The sequence below is a fragment of the Vibrio sp. Vb1554 genome, from assembly GCF_033344235.1.
In genome coordinates this window covers 14,486-33,045 of record NZ_JAWPOJ010000035.1, presented here as the reverse complement: position 1 = coordinate 33,045, position 18,560 = coordinate 14,486, and the positions used below count along the sequence as shown (strand labels likewise).

General features: G+C 41.3%; 15 protein-coding genes. 6 read left to right on the top strand and 9 right to left on the bottom strand.

Annotated elements, in window-relative coordinates:
• Positions 1–78 precede the first annotated feature (78 nt).
• The 4 genes from R8N28_RS20825 (at position 79) to R8N28_RS20810 (ending at position 4,746) form a co-directional block, all read left to right on the top strand.
• Positions 79–990, top strand: a complete 912-nt coding sequence (locus tag R8N28_RS20825; RefSeq protein ID WP_017635708.1) for a LysR substrate-binding domain-containing protein — start codon at positions 79–81, stop codon at positions 988–990.
• A gap of 117 nt (positions 991–1,107) precedes the next feature.
• Entirely contained in the window at positions 1,108–2,376 is a 1,269-nt protein-coding gene (locus R8N28_RS20820) for an O-acetylhomoserine aminocarboxypropyltransferase/cysteine synthase family protein (protein ID WP_065274211.1), read from the top strand.
• A gap of 208 nt (positions 2,377–2,584) precedes the next feature.
• The gene (locus R8N28_RS20815; RefSeq protein ID WP_065274212.1) at positions 2,585–3,916 is read left to right on the top strand and encodes an aspartate aminotransferase family protein; all 1,332 of its coding nucleotides are present in this window, start codon (positions 2,585–2,587) and stop codon (positions 3,914–3,916) included.
• Positions 3,907–4,746, top strand: coding sequence for a 3-keto-5-aminohexanoate cleavage protein (locus tag R8N28_RS20810; RefSeq protein ID WP_065274213.1), 840 nt, complete (start codon positions 3,907–3,909; stop codon positions 4,744–4,746). The genes R8N28_RS20815 and R8N28_RS20810 overlap by 10 nt, the downstream gene beginning before the upstream one ends.
• Positions 4,747–4,820: 74 nt before the next feature.
• On the opposite strand, the gene R8N28_RS20805 is transcribed toward R8N28_RS20810, so the two are convergent.
• The 4 genes from R8N28_RS20805 to R8N28_RS20790 all read right to left on the bottom strand — a co-directional run bounded on the left by R8N28_RS20805 (position 4,821) and on the right by R8N28_RS20790 (position 9,698).
• Complete coding sequence (locus R8N28_RS20805; protein ID WP_017635705.1) at positions 4,821–6,188, bottom strand: Na+/H+ antiporter NhaC family protein; 1,368 nt, start codon at positions 6,186–6,188, stop codon at positions 4,821–4,823.
• Between the two features lie 180 nt (positions 6,189–6,368).
• Positions 6,369–6,956: a DedA family protein gene (locus tag R8N28_RS20800; RefSeq protein ID WP_005381671.1), complete on the bottom strand. Its 588-nt coding sequence runs from the start codon at positions 6,954–6,956 to the stop codon at positions 6,369–6,371.
• 204 nt (positions 6,957–7,160) lie between these two features.
• Entirely contained in the window at positions 7,161–8,696 is a 1,536-nt protein-coding gene (locus R8N28_RS20795) for a bifunctional GNAT family N-acetyltransferase/carbon-nitrogen hydrolase family protein (RefSeq protein ID WP_005381670.1), read from the bottom strand.
• Between the two features lie 120 nt (positions 8,697–8,816).
• Positions 8,817–9,698, bottom strand: a complete 882-nt coding sequence (locus tag R8N28_RS20790) for a LysR family transcriptional regulator (RefSeq protein WP_065274214.1) — start codon at positions 9,696–9,698, stop codon at positions 8,817–8,819.
• Between the two features lie 398 nt (positions 9,699–10,096).
• On the opposite strand from R8N28_RS20790, the gene R8N28_RS20785 reads away from it, so the two are divergent.
• Positions 10,097–10,660, top strand: a complete 564-nt coding sequence (locus tag R8N28_RS20785) for a porin family protein (protein ID WP_005381668.1) — start codon at positions 10,097–10,099, stop codon at positions 10,658–10,660.
• A 683-nt stretch (positions 10,661–11,343) separates the two neighbouring features.
• Here R8N28_RS20785 and R8N28_RS20780 read toward each other — a convergent pair.
• Both R8N28_RS20780 and R8N28_RS20775 read right to left on the bottom strand, forming a co-directional pair.
• Positions 11,344–11,829, bottom strand: coding sequence for a DUF6795 domain-containing protein (locus tag R8N28_RS20780; protein WP_064377308.1), 486 nt, complete (start codon positions 11,827–11,829; stop codon positions 11,344–11,346).
• Positions 11,830–12,513: 684 nt separating this feature from the next.
• Positions 12,514–13,017 (bottom strand): hypothetical protein, encoded by a 504-nt coding sequence (locus tag R8N28_RS20775; RefSeq protein WP_139046195.1) that lies wholly within the window; start codon positions 13,015–13,017, stop codon positions 12,514–12,516.
• A gap of 231 nt (positions 13,018–13,248) precedes the next feature.
• Between R8N28_RS20775 and R8N28_RS20770 the strand changes: the two genes are divergently transcribed.
• Complete coding sequence (locus R8N28_RS20770) at positions 13,249–13,479, top strand: helix-turn-helix transcriptional regulator (protein WP_262640675.1); 231 nt, start codon at positions 13,249–13,251, stop codon at positions 13,477–13,479.
• Between the two features lie 1,041 nt (positions 13,480–14,520).
• Here R8N28_RS20770 and R8N28_RS20765 read toward each other — a convergent pair.
• From R8N28_RS20765 to R8N28_RS20755, 3 genes are all read right to left on the bottom strand, one after another.
• A complete protein-coding gene (locus tag R8N28_RS20765; RefSeq protein WP_038890698.1) occupies positions 14,521–15,156 on the bottom strand; it encodes a hypothetical protein in 636 nt (211 codons plus the stop codon).
• Complete coding sequence (locus R8N28_RS20760; protein WP_262640644.1) at positions 15,153–16,838, bottom strand: RNA-directed DNA polymerase; 1,686 nt, start codon at positions 16,836–16,838, stop codon at positions 15,153–15,155. Before R8N28_RS20760 ends, R8N28_RS20765 begins: the two co-directional genes overlap by 4 nt.
• A gap of 261 nt (positions 16,839–17,099) precedes the next feature.
• The gene (locus R8N28_RS20755; protein ID WP_318183405.1) at positions 17,100–18,323 is read right to left on the bottom strand and encodes a tyrosine-type recombinase/integrase; all 1,224 of its coding nucleotides are present in this window, start codon (positions 18,321–18,323) and stop codon (positions 17,100–17,102) included.
• Positions 18,324–18,560 lie beyond the last annotated feature (237 nt).

The window sequence follows — 18,560 nt, the reverse complement described above, 5'->3', positions numbered from 1 at the left end:
CTCAGTTTCTTTTCTTTACCTTTTGTTAACAATCGATATAAATTACACACAGCGTTTAGAAAAACTATAGGCTCAAGGATGAAAAGTAATCTGATAAGTGGTTTGTGTTTATTTAGCCAAGTCGCGGAGTACAACAGCTTTACTGGTGCTGCAAGACATTTACACCTCACCACTGGTGCCATAAGCCAACAAATTATTCATTTGGAAGCGTTATTAGGTTTTACTTTATTTGAACGCCACTCTCGCGGTATTCGTTTAACCGTAAAAGGCACTCAGTTACACCAAGCGACGCAGTTTCACTTTTCGGAACTGAGCAAATTGCTTGATGAGCTCAAAGTAGAAAAGCAAACCAATGAAATTCGTTTGAAGTTGACGCCTTCTTTTGCTTTCAAATGGTTAGTCCCAAAGCTCGAAAGCTTCCATCATGATAATCCGGATATCCAAGTACAAATCTTTGCGGAAGGTGCGCTGGTAAATAGTGAGATAAAAGACTATGACGTCGCAATTGACTATGGTCTTCATCCTTATAGAAATGCTAACGCGGAGCTGATTTTGGATGAGCATCTGCTACCGGTGATGAGTCCAAAATACCTTGAGGATCATGGCTGGCTAAAAACGTTGTTTGGTGAGCAAAAAAACTCAATGCCAGTGAAGCAATGGCAAGAGGCGACGCTACTACACGATGCGATGCCATGGGAAAAAGCGACGCGTGACTATGAGTGGCTATATTGGGCGTCAGCGATGGGGTTGGATTTTAAAACCGATATCGGACACTTTTTTAATCGAACGGATATGGCGATGTCTGCAGCCGAAGCAGGCGTTGGGATTGCGATGGCACGAATGGCACTGATTGAGGATGAATTGACGACAGAGCGTTTGGTTTCTCCATTCAAACCGATTCCTGCCAATGCAGGGTATTACTTGATCATGAACACACGTACGAATGCGACAGAAACGTTTCGTCACTGGTTACTTGGACAGTTGAATTAGCGTTTTATCTCTGTGATTCATCCCTACGTTATTTGTTGAAAAATTGGGCAATATAAGTTTTAAGCAAGGTAAGTGCTTTGCTTGCCGCTATTTGAGTGATGAAAGACAGGGAAGAACATGAAAGACGAAACGCTATCCATCCATTTTGGTTACGAAACTGACCCTACCACTAAATCTGTCGCGACGCCGATTTATCAAACAGTCGCGTACGAGTTTGATAACGCGCAGCACGGCGCTGATCTGTTTAACTTGGAAGTGCCGGGTAATATCTACACTCGCATCATGAATCCGACTAACGATGTTCTGGAAAAACGCGTGGCGGCGTTAGAAGGCGGCATTGCTGGATTGGTCGTGAGTGCGGGGAGTGCAGCGATTAACTATGCGATTCTGACCTTAGCGCAAGCAGGCGATAACATCGTTTCTACGCCGCAACTTTATGGCGGTACTTACACCTTGTTTGCGCACATGCTGCCAAATCAAGGTATTCAAGTGAAATTTGCCAAAGATGACAAACCAGAAAGTTTGGCTGAGTTAATTGATGAAAATACCAAAGCGGTGTACTGCGAGAGCATTGGCAACCCAGCCGGTAATATCATTGATTTAGAACGCGTGGCGGAGCTTGCTCACGCACAAGGCGTACCTGTGATTGTGGACAACACCGTTGCGACGCCAGTGCTTTGCAAACCCATCGAATTTGGTGCGGATATCGTAGTTCACTCTCTCACTAAATACGTTGGTGGGCATGGCACCACATTAGGTGGCGTGATTGTGGATTCCGGTAAATTCCCTTGGGCGCAGCACAAAGACCGCTTTCCTGTTTTCAACCAACCAGAACCTTCTTACCACGGCGTGGTGTATACCGAAGCGTTTGGTGAGGCGGCATTTATCGGGCGTGCGCGTACCGTACCACTGCGTAATACCGGAGCAGCATTATCACCGATGAATGCATTTATGCTTATGCAAGGGCTAGAAACGTTACCGCTGCGTATGGAGCGCCATACCGAGAACACACTCAAAGTGGCTGAATTCTTGGAACAGAATGACAAAGTCAGTTGGGTAAGTTATGCCGGATTGCCAAGTTCTGAACACTTTCATCTCGCCGAAAAATACATGAAAGGTAAGCCTTCTGCGATTTTGTCGTTTGGTTTAAAAGATGGTTATGACGCTGGTGTGCGTTTTTATGATGCTTTGAAAATCTTTAAGCGTTTGGTGAACATTGGCGATGCAAAATCATTGGCTTGCCATCCTGCATCGACGACTCATCGTCAATTGAGCGAAGCAGAACAAAAACAAGCTGGTGTGTCTCCAGAGATGATTCGTTTATCGGTGGGTATTGAACATATTGACGATATTCTAGCCGATTTAGAACAGGCACTAAACGCGTAAAACGATTCTTTTTTTAGCTTTGGGTTACCCATAGGCCAGTCTTTAAAAAAGCTGGCCTATTTTTATTTTATTGTTTAAATATCAAGGGTTTTGGTGTTTTTGGTTTGTGGTATTCCAAAAGCTCATAGAGGGTGAGATTTATTCTCTTGTCACGTTTGGGTTTGTTCCTGATGATGTGTGCATGTATTACACATTGGAAGGGACTCAAATGTCTTACGTATTTCACCGTCACTGCCATGCCACGCTGCCAATCATCGATAGAGGTGAAGGTGTTTATCTATTCGATAAGCATGGAAAGCAGTATCTCGATGCTTGTGGTGGGGCTGCGGTATCAAACCTTGGCCACAGTCATCAAGCCGTTAAAAAAGCGATGTTGGAACAGATCGAGCGAGTGCCGTTTGCTCATACTGGATTTTTTACTAGTGATAACAGTGAGCGCCTAGCAGAATTGGTTTGTCAGCACATGCCTGAACAGTTCAACCATGTGTATTTAGTCAGTGGCGGATCAGAAGCGGTGGAGTCGGCACTAAAAATGGCGCGGCAGTATTTCGTGGAATCAGGTAAGCCAGAGAAAAAGCAATTCATCGCGCGTCAGCAAAGTTATCACGGCAATACCTTGGGGGCTTTGGCTGTCGGAGGTAATGAATGGCGACGTGAACCGTTCAAACCCATCTTACACCCGAGCCATCATATCGCCCCTTGCTATGCTTATCGTTATCAGCAGAGTCATGAGTCGGAATTGGATTACTCATTGCGAGCGGCGAATGAGCTAGAGGCAAAAATTCTTGAGTTTGGGGCTGATAATGTCATGGCTTTTGTCGCCGAGCCCATTGTGGGAGCCACCGCTGGAGCTGTGCCTGCCACACAAGGTTATTTCAAGCGTATTCGCGAAATATGCGACCAATACGATGTGTTATTGATCTTGGATGAAGTCATGTGTGGCGTTGGACGCAGTGGTAGTTTTTTTGCGTTTGAGCAAGAAGAGGCAGACCCCGATCTGGTGTGTATGGCTAAAGGGCTTGGTGCGGGTTATCAACCTATTGGCGCGGTGGTTGCGAATGATCGAGTCTACCAAGCTATTGCCGGTGGAAGCGGTTTTTTCCAACATGGCCATACCTTTATGGCGCACCCTGTGGCGTGCGCTGCTGCCGTGGCAACCATTCAAACCATCTTCCAAGATGATTTATTAACGGCGGTGAATCAGCAAAGTGCTTTGCTGCGTAATGAGCTTACTTCTGCATTGGCCCATTTACCGTACATTGGCGACATTCGTGGTAAAGGTTTGTTTGTTGGCATTGAGCTGGTGGCGGATCAAGAAAGCAAGGCGCCTCTGAGTAAAGCCACATTGGCAGACAAACGCATCAAACAGCGAGCAATGGAAAATGGCTTAATGTGCTATCCAATGGGCGGAACGATTGATGGCGTTAATGGGCATCATATCTTGCTTGCACCGCCATTCATTATTCAGCCTCACCATATTGATGAGCTAGTTGGCAAACTCTCATTAACGCTAAAAGAGGTAGCGAAGGAATGGAATTAGAAAATCGATCTATACGAGAGCCTATCGCTATTATCGTGGCCCCAAACGGTGCAAGAAAAACTAAGTACGATCACGCCAGCTTACCCATGACAACAGACGAACTGGTTGCAGAGGCTATCGCTTGTCAAACGGCAGGGGCTGCCATGATCCATTTGCATGCTAGAGACGCCAACGGACGTCATTCATTAGACATCGACGACAACATGGCAATTTACCATGCCGTGAAAGAAGCGGTGGGACAAAACATGATGGTACAGCTCACCACAGAGGCGGTGGGCTTGTATTCTCCGCCACAACAGATGGCGTTAGTTAAAGCTGTGAAACCAGAAGCGGCTTCTTTTGCATTGAGGGAGTTAATCCCTGATCGCGCAAGTGAGAAAGAAGGGCATGCCTTTTTCCATTGGGTGGCAGAACACAACATCGTGAGCCAAATTATTCTCTACGATGCAACCGACATTGAACGTTATTTCCAACTGCGTGATGCGGGCGTGTTACCTAAAACGCATCAGCATGCATTAGTGGTGTTAGGGCGTTATCACCAAGCTCAACAGTCTTCGCCATGGGATTTACGAGGTTTGAATTTGGCGCATTTTGTCGAGGAAGAAATTCGATGTGCCATTTGTGCTTTTGGCGCGCGAGAGCAAGACTGTTTAGCGAGTGCGATGTTACTTGGATTCGATGTGAGAGTGGGGTTTGAGAATAACCACGTCGATGTGGCAGGCGAATTAGCAATCAGTAACGAGGCTCAGGTGGAATCTCTACGCGATGTGGCGCATCGCTTTGCGATTCCTTTACACAGTGCGCAAAGTTTGCGTTCAGCTTTGAAGTAAATCTGCTCGCGGAAAAGAAAAAAAGAAGAAAGGAAAGTAAAAAGGCTCCATCGGAGCCTTTTCGGTATTTGTCGTTAGTTCTCAGTTTGCGCTACAGGTTGACGAGCGGGATGTTTGATAAACACCGCGACAACAGCCGCTATCGCTAATGCAAAACAGTAGTAAGAATTGGCAACTACTTCAAGTGGCGAGAGGTTGAACACGGAACCTAGCAGCAGTACTTGAGCACCGTAAGGCAACACGCCTTGCACCACGCATGAGAAAATGTCTAACAAGCTTGCTGAGCGGCGAGGAGAGACATTATTCTCTTCCGCCAGTTGGCGAGCAACGCTGCCCGATACAATGATGGCTACGGTGTTGTTTGCCGTACAGCCATTGACCATTGATACCAAACCTGCAATACCTAGCTCGCTTGCACGACTGTTCGCATGCTTAGAGTGACTAGAGCCAAACGCGTGGATAAGGCTACTAACGAAATTTGTTAGAAAAGCAAGACCACCTTGGCGACGCATCAGTTCACTCAAACCACCAATCAACATGGATAACAAGAAGATCTCTTGCATGTTACCAAAGCCTTTGTAAACGTCTTGGGCTAGATTAGTTAGTCCGTAATTGTCAATCGATGCCAAGCTCACGCCGCCAGCCAAAAGGATGCCAATCGACAGAACCACAAACACATTCACACCAGATACCGCTAGGATCAAAATAGTGATGTACGGCAAGACTTTTAGCCACTCAATATCGCCAGTTTCAGGCACTTGAGTCGCGGTACTGTTGAAAGCGAACACTGCAATCGCGATCAACGCCGCAGGTAAAGCAATACGAATGTTCTCTTTAAACTTGTCTTTCATCTCACAACCTTGAGAGCGTGTCGCCGCGATGGTGGTGTCAGAGATGATAGAAAGGTTATCACCAAACATAGCGCCGCTCAGCACAACGCCTGCGGTTAACGGTAAGCTCATTCCTGCTGATTCAGCAATCCCCAACGCTACGGGGGCAACGGCTGCGATGGTACCCATCGAAGTCCCCATTGCTGTTGCGATAAAAGCAGAAATCAGAAAAATGCCCGGTAAAATCATGCTGGTTGGAATAGCGGATAAACCAAGGTTCACTGTTGCATCAACACCACCAGAGGCTTTTGCTACCGCAGCAAAGGCACCTGCAAGCAGATAGATCATACACATTGCGATGATGTCTGGGTGGCCAACACCACGCATGAAGTGTTCGATTGAGCGGTTAAGTTTCTCTTTACTTAAAAGAAACGCAATGATGATGGCTGGTAATACCGCGATGGGTGCAGGCAGCTGGTAGAAGGCAAATTCCACGCCTTGCAAAGATAAGTAAGTGCCTACGCCAATAAATAGCGCAAGGAATACAATTAATGGGATCAGTGCGACCGCAGACGGTGCAACTGTTTTAGTAGTTTGTTGGGAACCGGACATGTAAACGACAATGTTAATGATAAGAGAGAAGAGCAGACTAATATCACATTTCTACATTGTCAACGTCTAGACGTCTAAATGGCTGTTTAAATTTTACACGTAAAGAAAAAGATAAAAGCTCGTGTTGCGTATCTCACTGATACCACGAGCTTTAGTTATGCGCTAATGAAGAGACTGTTGTTATTGCATTGATTTGGCTTTTTTGCGTTTAACAATACCTAAAACCATCCACGTAAATAAGACAGCAGCAAATGCCCATACCAGATATTTGTATTCGGTGTACAGGTTGCTCAACACGCTTAAATGCTCAAATGCAAAGTGAGTTAACAAGCTGAATACCAATACCCAAACCGTCGCCGCGAGGGCGTTACCGAGCAAAAACTCTCTACGTGGCATTTTCGCGATACCGCATGCAAGAGGCATAAATTGCTTCATTCCTTCAATAAAGCGGCTGACGACCAAGCACGTAGGGCCGTATTTCTGGATAGTCAATTGAAGCGTTTGCATCTTCGGGCCGGAAATGTAGCCTTTTTTATCCAACCAGCCTTCAAAGTAATAGCCGATTAGGTAACCACAGGTATTACCCAAAAAGCAGCTCAGCCACGATACCATCATTACCATACTTAGGTTCATGACTTGTTCTGACGAGAGCAAAGATGCCGCGATCATCAGTGATTGACCAGGCATCGGGATACCTATCCCTTCTAGAAATATACTGACAATCAGCGCAACGTAGCCGTATTGCTCAAGCAAAGGCTTCATTGACACGAGAAGTTCGTTAATATGTTCCAAAAGCTTTCCCCTAATAAAAGCGGAACGAAGTTGGAGTGATACTCCGAATGTCCTATTGGGTCAATTCTTGTTTCTCACCGTTGAGAAAAACTGACATGCCTCTGATAATTGCGCAGAATCAACCTGCAGCTGGCTTTACTCGCCGCCACGCTCTTTGGTAGCGGCGAACTAGGGAGATCCTTATGACTCTTTGGCTTTGGTGAATGCGCCATACAAATCAAGGCGGCGATGACGTAAGTTGGTGACAGAGCCTTCGGTATTAAGCTGTTTCAACTTAGTCAAATCAACATCAGCGAAGATTATCATTTCGGTGTTGGCGCTTGCTTCTGTCAAGGTCGCATCGTGCGGGAAATAGATATCCGACGGTGAGAATACGGCAGATTGTGCGTACTGGATATCGACATTATCAACACGAGGTAAGTTGCCGACACTGCCCCCAATTGCAACGTAGCATTCGTTTTCGATGGCTCGTGATTGGGAACAGATTCGTACTCGTTGGTAGCCATTTTTTGTGTCTGTCCAGAAAGGAACGAACACAATTTGTGCGCCTTGTTCGGCGAGCATTCTTCCCAACTCTGGGAACTCGCTGTCATAACAAATCAGTATGCCGACTTTGCCCGCATCGGTTTCGAACACTTGAACATTGTCACCACCGTCGATCACCCAGTCTTTTTGCTCATGGGGCGTGATGTGGATTTTATATTGAGCGTTAATTTCACCATCTCGTTGCAGCAAGTAGGCCACATTATACAGTTTGCCATCCTCGATGACGGGCATACTGCCAGCAATAATGTTGATGTTGTAGGTGACTGCCATCTGCGAGAAGCGGTTTTTGATCTCTTCTGTAAAGCTAGCCAAAAAGCGAATTGCTTCGACGGAATTTTGGTCGTTTTGCAAGCCCATCAGCGGCGCGTTAAAGAATTCAGGAAATAGGGCGAAATCGGCTTTGTAGTTCGCAAGAGAAGAGATGAAGAACTCAGCCTGATCGAGCAAGTCCTCTAAGTCATTCATGGCGCGCATTTGCCATTGCACAACACCAATCCGAATCAGTGTTTTTTCTACATCGTGTACGGATTGAATATCCTCTTCGTAGAAAAAGTTATCCCACTCCAGCAGAGTTGCGTAGCCTTTAGAAGCACTGTCCTCTGGCAAGTAACCACGCATAATACGTTTGACATCGAAGTCGTTTGCAAGCTGAAAAGACAAAATAGGATCGTGAAGCTCACGGCGTTTTATCTTGTCGATGTATTCAGCCACGCTCAGTTCGTCAGCATATTTGTGGTAATTCGGGATGCGACCACCGGCTAAAATTGCTTTGAAATTCTTACTCCGGCAAAGTTCTTTACGCGCATCATACAGACGGCGACCTAAACGCAGCCCACGGTAGTCCGGGTGAACAAATACATCGAGACCATACATGGCGTCACCGGTCACTTGGTTTTGGATGACGTTGTTCTCGGTGATGATGTCGGTGTACAGGTGAGGAAGTGAAAATCGGTTGTAGTCCACTTTGATTGTTAGCGCTGCGCCGACAATTTTTCCGTTGTCCTCAATACAGATTTGTCCATCAGGAAACTGATGAATAAGATCCATGATGGTCAGGCGTGGCCATGAGCCACCAACATCAGGAAAAACAAGGTCCATTAATTCCGCGAGCTCTGGGTAATCGGTCGGCTCAATGGTGCGTAAAGAGAGTCTTGGCGTGTTGCTGTCCATATCCTACTATCCATTTATCCTTTTTAAATAGTATGGATGAGAATGCCATAAATTTGAGCAGACAGATACCGAAGTCTTTGAGTTGTTTTGGTTTACCTAAACGAGTTTAAAGAAACAACATTAACTTAGCTTGCTCTTCAGCCATTCGTGAAATGCCACTACTTTTTTAGCTGAAAGTCGATAATTTGGAATCATCACGTAATAACCATAACCGCTCTGTAAAGAGAGGTTGAGAACATGCTGAATGTCCCCTCTTAAAATCGAATACTGCGCCATAAAATCAGGAAGCAAGGCGAGCCCTTTTCCCATTCTGACAGCTTCGCAAGCTAGGTAAAAATGTTCGACGCCTACAGGTTGATAGGTAACGGGAGATTCTACAGTGTAGACCGCTTTAAATTGCTCCCATAGCTGAGGGCGAGTGATTTGAGGTATAAACGGATAATTACTAACAGCGTGCACACTCTCAATTGCAGGAGCATTTGTGCAACCGACTAATAACAATGTTTCTTCGCACAGTAAGTGGCTGTATTCATAATGTGTGGATAATGGAAGGCAGCGAATATGTAAGTCACTTTCGTTGCTCGAATCTTTGACGTTCCCATCCCCGGTACAGACTCTTACTCGGATGTTAGGATGTTGCTGGTGGAAGTCATCAATATTAGGTATCAACCAAAGACTGGCAAAAGAAGGGGTTACGTCCACGGTGAGTAATTCTTGCTTTGAATCTGACTGGATTAAGTTGGCAGTTGCATGCTGAATAAGCTCCAAAGCTTCTGTGACTTGCGGCAGATAACGCTTGCCTTCTTCGGTTAACTCAATACCACTCGCCCCTCTTTGTATTAAAGGTAAACCCACCAATTGCTCCAGCGATGCGATTTGTTTGCTTACTGCGCTTTGCGTAATACATAGTGCATCCGCTGCTTTAGAGAAACTGAGGTAATTAGAGACCGCGACAAACGTCCTTAATGCTCGAATAGAAGGGTATTCACTGCCTTTTAACATACTTCAGTTCCATTAAACTCTGCTTAGGCAAAGAGTAGAATATTCATGGCTTGAAGCAAAGTAAGATGCAACGTATGTGTGATTAGCTTCCTTTCTTATAAAAACTAGCTAAGCATTTTTTGACTGATTAATCTATAAGAGTATTTTAGATGTTTATTTAATTTCTTTGAAAAATCTACAAATTAACAAGAATCTTTTTCACATCAGCGATTAACCTCAATTTAGTATTGTTTATATAAAGTAAACAGACAGCTCTTTTTTTCTATTTTTGTTCGGCGATCTTTAGAGGATTGTCAGTATTCTATAAAATTAAATATATTTTTCATTAATTTAAAGTTGGCATTGCATTTGCTCTTTACTATTCGAACCTTCAATGGAACTTATATTAGGAGAACGAAATGAAAAGCAATGTTGTTACTTTGATTAGCCTTTTTTCTTTAGCAACGTTTAGTACTTTATCACATGCTGCGGACTCCAACGATCATGGTGTGTATGTTGGCGCCAACTACGGTTACTTAAAAGTTGATGGACAAGATGACTTTGATGATGACAGCGATGTTATTCAAGGTTTAGTTGGTTACCGTTTTAATCCTTACTTAGCGTTGGAGGGTGGTTACATTGATTTCGGTAGCTATGGTAATAACCTAGCAAATGCCGAAACGGACGGCTATACCGCGGCTCTAAAAGTTACCGCTCCCATTGCTGATCGTGTCGACCTTTACGCAAAAGGCGGTCAAATGTGGTACTCGACGGATTACAACGTTGCGGGCTTCCAAGGCAACAAAGATGATGAAGGTGTATTCGCTGGTGCCGGTGTGGGTTTTAAAGTTACTGATAACTTCTTAGTTAACGCAGAATATATGTGGTACGACGTAGAACTCAATGCGGAGAATGTCGCGAACGGTGCAAACACGGAAACAGACTTTAACCAAGCATCACTAGGTGTAGAGTATCGCTTCTAATATAGTTAGCCGTGCTGGACTCAATAAAAGTGCGAAGCAAAATAGCTTCGCACTTTTATTATTTATCATTCAAATAATTTAAGACCGATGAAGCGTATATATAAAACGATGGCTAATTTATTTTATTGTTACTCCAGGGTATTTAATACGTTACTAGCATGACTGTCTAGCCTTTTTACTAACCTTGAAAAACAAAGCTTTATTGCTCTACAAGTAATATTAGATAGGTTAATTTCCGCATTGCCTGACATTACATTTATGTGGCCTATAATACCGCGTACGTGTTCGTTACGTTCATTTTTTAGCTCTGAAATTAGCTAATTGAACCCAAGTAGCAAGGCCTACGGTCGCATCTGTTGTATTATATGACCCAGACCTGAAATTCTTAGTAAAGTCAAAGTTGAAGAGACTATTTTACTTACCCAACCATCAGTCATCCGAGCGTTATATCTATTGTTGAAGTCAAGAAATACGTTGCGTTCTAGATAAGTTTAAGGCTTAGATTGTAGTGCCGATCACTCATTACTTGTAGCGTTATTGACATAACCCGGAACAGATTTTTTTCTAGTCCATGAGCGTGGAAGTCGATACCAGAACCTCCTTCTAACCGATACTCAATGCCCCCGTGAATGAATGGCCAAAGAGGAGACATAGGAACTGGAGTTGCATCATGAGTGCATTATTTAATTTCCATACAAGTCAGAGTCTATATAACCAAATAAGTTACATTGGCTGTTCACGTAGTAGTCATCGTTTTCTTCATCATCAATTGAAAAAGCAAAGTACTTAAGAGGGTTCTCAGTGTCACAAGCAAGGTTAGCCATGTTATTTTTTACGTAATCCTCTATTTTATAACCATCAAAGCTTCCTTCCCAAATAATAGTACTTTCATCATTGCTGAGTTCTGCGACTAAAACAATAGTTACATAGTGTTCAATAAGAGGAGTGCTTATGATGTTTTTATTTTCATAGACTGGAGAAAACTCAAAGCGACCAGTACTGTCTGTGAATGTTGATAAGTCTATTGATTTCCCTGACGTGCTTAAACCAATACTAAGGCTAACCTTCAGACTACTAAGGGGTTTTCCTTTCTTTGTTAACACACCATTGATTTGCGGTGTGTATTGATTAACGTGTTCGTCATTCAATTTACTTTCTTCAAAATTCATTACAATGCTCACTAATATGACTGTAATAATTCCAGCAACTTAATTTTTCACAACAATATTTTCATTTTGAAATTTAAAAATCTATATATGTTGTGTTTCTGTTCAATATCTAAGGTTACTTTGTGATTAGAGTTACATTATTTTTTGTAACTACTGTTTGTAGTCATTACATCTATAGAGTTGTAATGAAACAAGCGAGTAGGGACTAACAATGAATACATCAATCAATTCATCGAGGGAGATGAGTATAGACTTTAGACTTAGATCTAGTTATCTCTTAGAAAGGATAGGTAAGCAGAAGACTTTTAAGTTACAGGGCTTTTAGTACCATGCTCTCTGCCTTTTTGATTAGTACTTATGAACTTCTTGTTTACTGATTAATACTCAACGAGTTTGTAAACCTACATGGGCCAAAGGTATGCGGTAATCCATGTAGTAGGATTTCAGAAAGCATGAATGTTTGAAAAAAGAGACTATTTTAGTTGATACAAAAAAGGCCACCCGAAGGTGGCCTTTTCCAAACGTTTGGGCTGGCGGCATCTGAACTTACAAGCTAAATAATTGATTTTTAGTGATTAAATGATTTATTTTGTTATGTTTGGGTAAATCTTTGGGTAACAAAACAAAATGTCATAATTGTTCTCTAGTTTTGATTGTCATCACAATTCTTGGACGGAACCACAACTACTCGACATTAAAATGCTGATTCAACAATTGTACTTGCCGAGCATACTTCTTGTCATTCAAGAGTAGCTCTACGCCTTCAATGCTCCAGTTAATACGCTGCCGAGGCACATAACTTCCGTCTTTTCTTTTTTTCATTATTGTAGGTGTTTTGTATTTCCACCTTATTAGGTGCCCTAAAACATCTTGATCTGAGTCACCACGGTCTTGTCTGAAAGTAGCGATCTGTTTCATCTTAAATAGATACTGTGCCTCCTTCGTTTTAGGAAGAGTTCCACTATCGTAGCCTTCAAGAAAACTCAGAGTTACAGATACGCAGTAATCAAGAATGAAAGAAGTATTCTCATCTCTATTAAGGTCTTTCTGACTGTATCCAAGTAGTTCAGAAACTTGCTCTAAACCATCAGTTGTGAACTCTGTGAAATAGCATTTTTTCTGTACTAACCCTGATTCTTTGCGTCGCAATGCAACATCTCTTTGTCTTTCTTTTGGTGACTTAGCCATATCGTATCTACGTATGAAAAACTGATATTGGAATTTTAACATGACAAACGATTTTGTTTTGTGAGGCTCACGATAAGGCTGAAAGATATTATTAAGTACCTGTTTAAATGGGGTTTAAATTTTTGTGAGCCTCACGAAATTGAAAAAAAGAATGTGATGTAGCTATGGAGATTAGGGACAAATTGAAAACTGTAAATCCCGTCTTGAACTCATACAAGACGGAGAAAAACAATGTCTCTTCCACAACTGGTAAGCATTAACGAAATTTTGAAAGCCATTGGTGTGTCGCGCGCCACTATCTATCGTTGGATGGATGCTGGCTCCTTTCCTGCCTCAATTGATGTTTCGGAAGGCAGAGTTGCTTGGTACGAACATGAAATAAAAGAGTGGATAGAGTCTAGGCCAAGAACTCAAGGTTTAAACAAAAAGCACGAGAAACTGATGAATGAGGTTTTGAAGTAATGGCTAGATACTACTCATTAAAACATCTTCCTAAGTTCGAGTCGTACAATGACGCGCTGGAGGAGAACAATATACGCGTAAGCATCTTGCAAAGAGTAGGCGGTCTTGAGAACAACGCCTTAGCTGACAAGCTTATTAGATGCTGTGAGCAGCAAGACAAGTGCAATAGTGTCGCGTGTAAGATCTGTAATCGGGATTTTCGTGTAAAACGAGTGGATGAACTCGTAGCCAAAATACGACGTGACAAAGGACAGTGGTTTGCTGCTACCATAATTGATTATAACCGAGCATTTCATGATGACGCCCTTTTTGACTTTGATTTGCGTAAAGCAAAAGATCGAATGAGAAAGCAGATCAGACGAAGTGGCTTTGACGGACCTATGTTTGGAACACTAGAGTTAGACCGACACAGGAGCTGTGGACTTTGGCTTCCTCATTTTCACCTGATCTACAAGTCAACGAAGAATAATGAGCGAGCTGTTCGCGTATTGCGTCGAAACATCAGAAGGCTGCAAGTGGAGCACATTAAGCAAACTCCAGATGCTAGACCCACGAAAATTCAGAAGCTTAGGAAGCCATTTACACAAACCAGCTATGCTTTCAAATTAGTATCTTTGGAGGTAGTTGATTACATCTGCTCTCGAAGTGGCAAACGAAGAACAACTAAGCAGAGACTGCTAGACAAGATGTTCTGCGAGCACTTGTGTTGGATTGATAGAATGGGAAGGCGAGCTTTTCTATTTAGTCTTGGTGAGAGAGGTTGGTAGTACCAAGTGTCCGAGTTTCTAAAATAATCTTAAGCATATACTTACAGCTTAGCTAACATTGCTATCTATATATAGTGATAGATGTATATCGTGCAAGAACACTACAGTCGGTTGTATAATTCAATGGAAGTGTTTTTAAGTTGAACAGGTACAACCTAACCAAATGGCTTTAGGAGCAAAGAGAGTTAGAAAAGACTTCTCTGTAAAAAAGATAGTGTTAAGGTAGGTACACTACACTGTACCTACCTTGCATAAAGTCTACTACCTTATATTACTAAGCGTAGTGCTCTTTATAAACTTCATCAAAAGTGATTAATGCAGTAGGGAAGTTTTTCTTTATATTTCTAAGAACTCTACTATATTTAGGTGTGACCATTATTTGCTTTGTTGGATTATTAGGGTCATTTTTAGTCTGGTGTTCCATTTTGTTCCTGTCACCATAGAGGTTATCCATTATTCTTCCAGCTTTTTGAGCACTTATACCATTTTGATTAATCTGTATATACCTTGATCTTTCTTTACCATGATCTTTATGCTTCACAGGATCTTCTTTAAGTACTTCTTGAATGTAGTGTATTGCGATAAAATCAACAACTTTAATAGCACTAGATAGCCAATTATGTAGTTTTGCATTAGCTTCTAGCTTAGAAAAATCATTAAATATATTAATACAAGAACTTGCATGTTCTTTTGCAAACGGATATGAATCACCCAAGTAAGGCTGAAATTCAAATGGGTTATCTCTGGAGGTGATATTTTTGAAAAGATATATAAAAGAATCTTTCTCAGCCTCGTTAACTATTCTTTCATTTTCTATTAAGTTAAGAATAATTAATTTTTCATTGGGCTTCAGATCTGAACTTTCTTCAACATTTTTTTTGGTTTCGATCAAAGTATCTATATAGCTCATTTTAGGAACCACTCCTTGAGATTATCAATCGAAACTTGAGTATGATTGTAATGAATGCTATTTAATATAGAGGTCTTAACATACTCATTTATTTCACTTTTTAAAACTTGACTATAACGTTCGAACAACTCTGAGTTTTCTGTGATTGACTCTACTAGAACGCTATAATAACCAAGCCTTACTAATGGACTTTTTTCTGTTGATAGTACATCAATTGCTTCAGCGTGTTTACTTAAGTCATTTGGATAAAATTTATAGAAAACACTTAACAACTGGTATTTAACCCATTCGAATCGATCTAGTTCAATCAGTGTACGTTCATATCTATGATGATGACTTTCCAGTGAATCGTACAAGCCAAAATTCCAAACCATTGAATTAGCTTTCCAGTATATGTGCTCAACTCCAAAAAACCACACATCTATGAGATCTTTATTTGGGATATATCCAACGTCATCTTTCAATGAGGGAACTAAACTTCTCCATCTTTGAGATAACGTTAAAAACTCTCTAATAGTTTCTGTTGGTAGAGATTCACCCTCTTCTATATATTTATTTTCTCGATATAAATCTAGTAAATCGGATTCTATATTTTTAAGTAAATACAACGCAATTTTAGTATTTTTCCCGTATGAATGAGAAGTACCTTTAATATCTCTAAACTGCGTTTCATCTTGTATCACCAACTCATCTGAAGCTATCTGTTCTATATCAATTTCTGACTCATCTTCCCAGTCAATTTCTCCCTCTTCAAATGGAATTCCTGAACCATCCAAAATGAAGTCATCCACATTGTTCTCAGTGTTAACAACTTTTATATCAGTTTTACTTGCATTAAGACTTAGAGAAAGACCTTTTAAGTGTCTATCTATTTCGACTAGTATTTTTAAAAGATCACTTCTGTTGTAAGAATAAATTCGTATATCATCCATGAATCTAAAATAATTTAGACCTTTAGATACTATAATATCATCTAGCTTATCTAATAATATGTTTGCTAGTAGAAATGAGGCTGAAGGTCCCTGAGGTATTCCAACATGAAGAGTAATACTATCTCTAGTTCCAGACCATGTATTTAAACAAACTGAAAGAACATCTAGTAATTTTTTGTCTATACCATATTCAAATAACTTGATGAGCAAAACAGAGTGAGGTATACAATCAAAAAATCCTGTAATATCAGTTTCTAACTTATACTGAACCTCTCCTGAATCGATTGTATTCTCAATTCCTTCTACAAATCTATTATAAAGACTTACATAATATTCGAAAAAATAAAAGTCAGGTTCATCATCATCAAGAACATCAACGCCTTTTTGAACGTTTTCGTTCAAAACACTACCGAAGACATAATCATTATTATTAGATAGCTTATCGTATAGCAAATAACCTATCTTATCTGCAATTGCTTGATAAACAATAGCATCTTTGATGTTGAGAACTGTTTTAGTTCTTTGAGTTCCGCATTTCTTTGGCTCAAAGTATTTGAATGGTTTCGAAGGGGTATATTGGTTTTCATCTAGCTCATCAAACATCTCTTTAAGATGAAGACTAATATTACTACTAAAAACATTTATTCCAAAATAGTCTTTGACATCACTACCAACACTAGCACAAACTCGCTCCCATGCTAGTTCGATATCATCTTCTGAGAACAAACCTTGGGTTTCTATTTTTTCCATTTTGACCCTAAACTGATTTCTTTAGATATAGTCTAACGATATCATTAATACTGTTTTCTTTTATACAACTAACATCTTTTTTTGTTTACCAGCTCAAATTCGTTATGTTTAACGACATACTAGTATCCTAGTTTTCGAGTCATTCATAGATTGAACGATATCTATGACATAATGAATCAACTCATCTCTACCTAGAAATGTGTTGGTAAGCCAGTATAGAAATGATTCAAAGAACATCCGGTGATATTTAGCTCATAAGTGCTAGGAAGCCATAGCCATCGATAGAGAGCCATTAGAAGCTTTAATAATATGTTCGCTCCACCAATCCATCATTGGTACTCGTCGTTCTAAATAGTCCGTGCGATTATATGAGCGTAGCGTTTTGTTACCAAAGGTATGAGCAAGCGCAGCTTCGACCAAAACGAAGTCATGGCCATTTTCATTGAGTATGGTACTAGCCATTGCTCTCATTCCGTGAGATACCAAGCGATCCTTAAAACCCATTCGTTTAAGTGCCATATTTGCGGTTTGGCTATGCATTGGTTTTTTTGGATCTTTAATTGATGGGAAGACATACTCGCTATTTGCGCTCATTGACCTCATTGTTTTTAAAAGGTTAACTACTTCTTGAGTTAGAGGTATGCGATGCTCCTTTCGTTTTTTCATTCTTTCTTTCGGAATAGTCCACACGCGCTCTAGCAAGTCAAACTCGTCCCATTTCGCTCCAGCTGCCTCATTTGGCCTCGTCATAGTATGAAGTTGAAACTCAATAAGACAACGTGTAGAGCGTTTAATGCTTGCGTTCGCTAGGGCATTCATTAGATCGGGAAGTTCGTTTGATTCGAGCTTCTTCATATTTTGTGTTATGGGCTTTTTAAAAGCAGCTAGGATGTTGCTAATCGGATTTGCTTGCAGTAGTCCGCAGTTCATCGCATAGACCATAACTTCATTTAAGCGTTGTGTTAGACGTTTAACCGTTTCCCGCGAACCTTTAGCTTCTACTACCTTTAGAGTTTCGATTACGGACTGTGCTGTAATCATAGATATAGGTTGTGAGCTTAAAGTAGGGAAAACATGAAGCTCAAATGAGCGCCAGATATCCTTCGCGTAGTCTTCGGTGACTTCTGTTCTCTTCAGTTCCATCCACTTCTGTGAAACATTGAATAGTGTGTGCTGATGTATAGCCTCGCTTTTTTCCTTCTCTTCTTTTCTGTGGTGTTTTGGATCGATTTCTAGTGCAACGAGCTCACGGTAGCCTTCTACTATTTTCCGCGCATTAGCTATCGATAGTTCTGGGTATTTGCCTAAGGTCATATTACTACGTTTTCGCGTAGCAGGACTCTTATATACAAAACGCCAAGACTTAGTTCCATTTGGTATTATTCTAAGCTGAAGTCCTTTCCCATCACTGGCGATTGTCTCTTTGCCAGTGGGTTTAAGGCTTTTTACTTTTTTATCTGTTAGTGGAACTACGCGTCTTGCCATTTCTTTATACTCGATTTAGTACCCAAAAATATCTTGGATACGAGTATAGGGTAATTCATTGGGTACTAAAAACGTGAGCAGGTATGAGACGCGATGAGACGGTATAAGACAGAAAATCAGGGTAACTAATTGAGTTATAAGCTTTTTGGATACAAAAAAGGCCACCCGAAGGTGGCCTTTTCCAAACGTTTGGTGGAGCTGGCGGGAGGCTGAACAATTTTATATTTTTGTATTTAA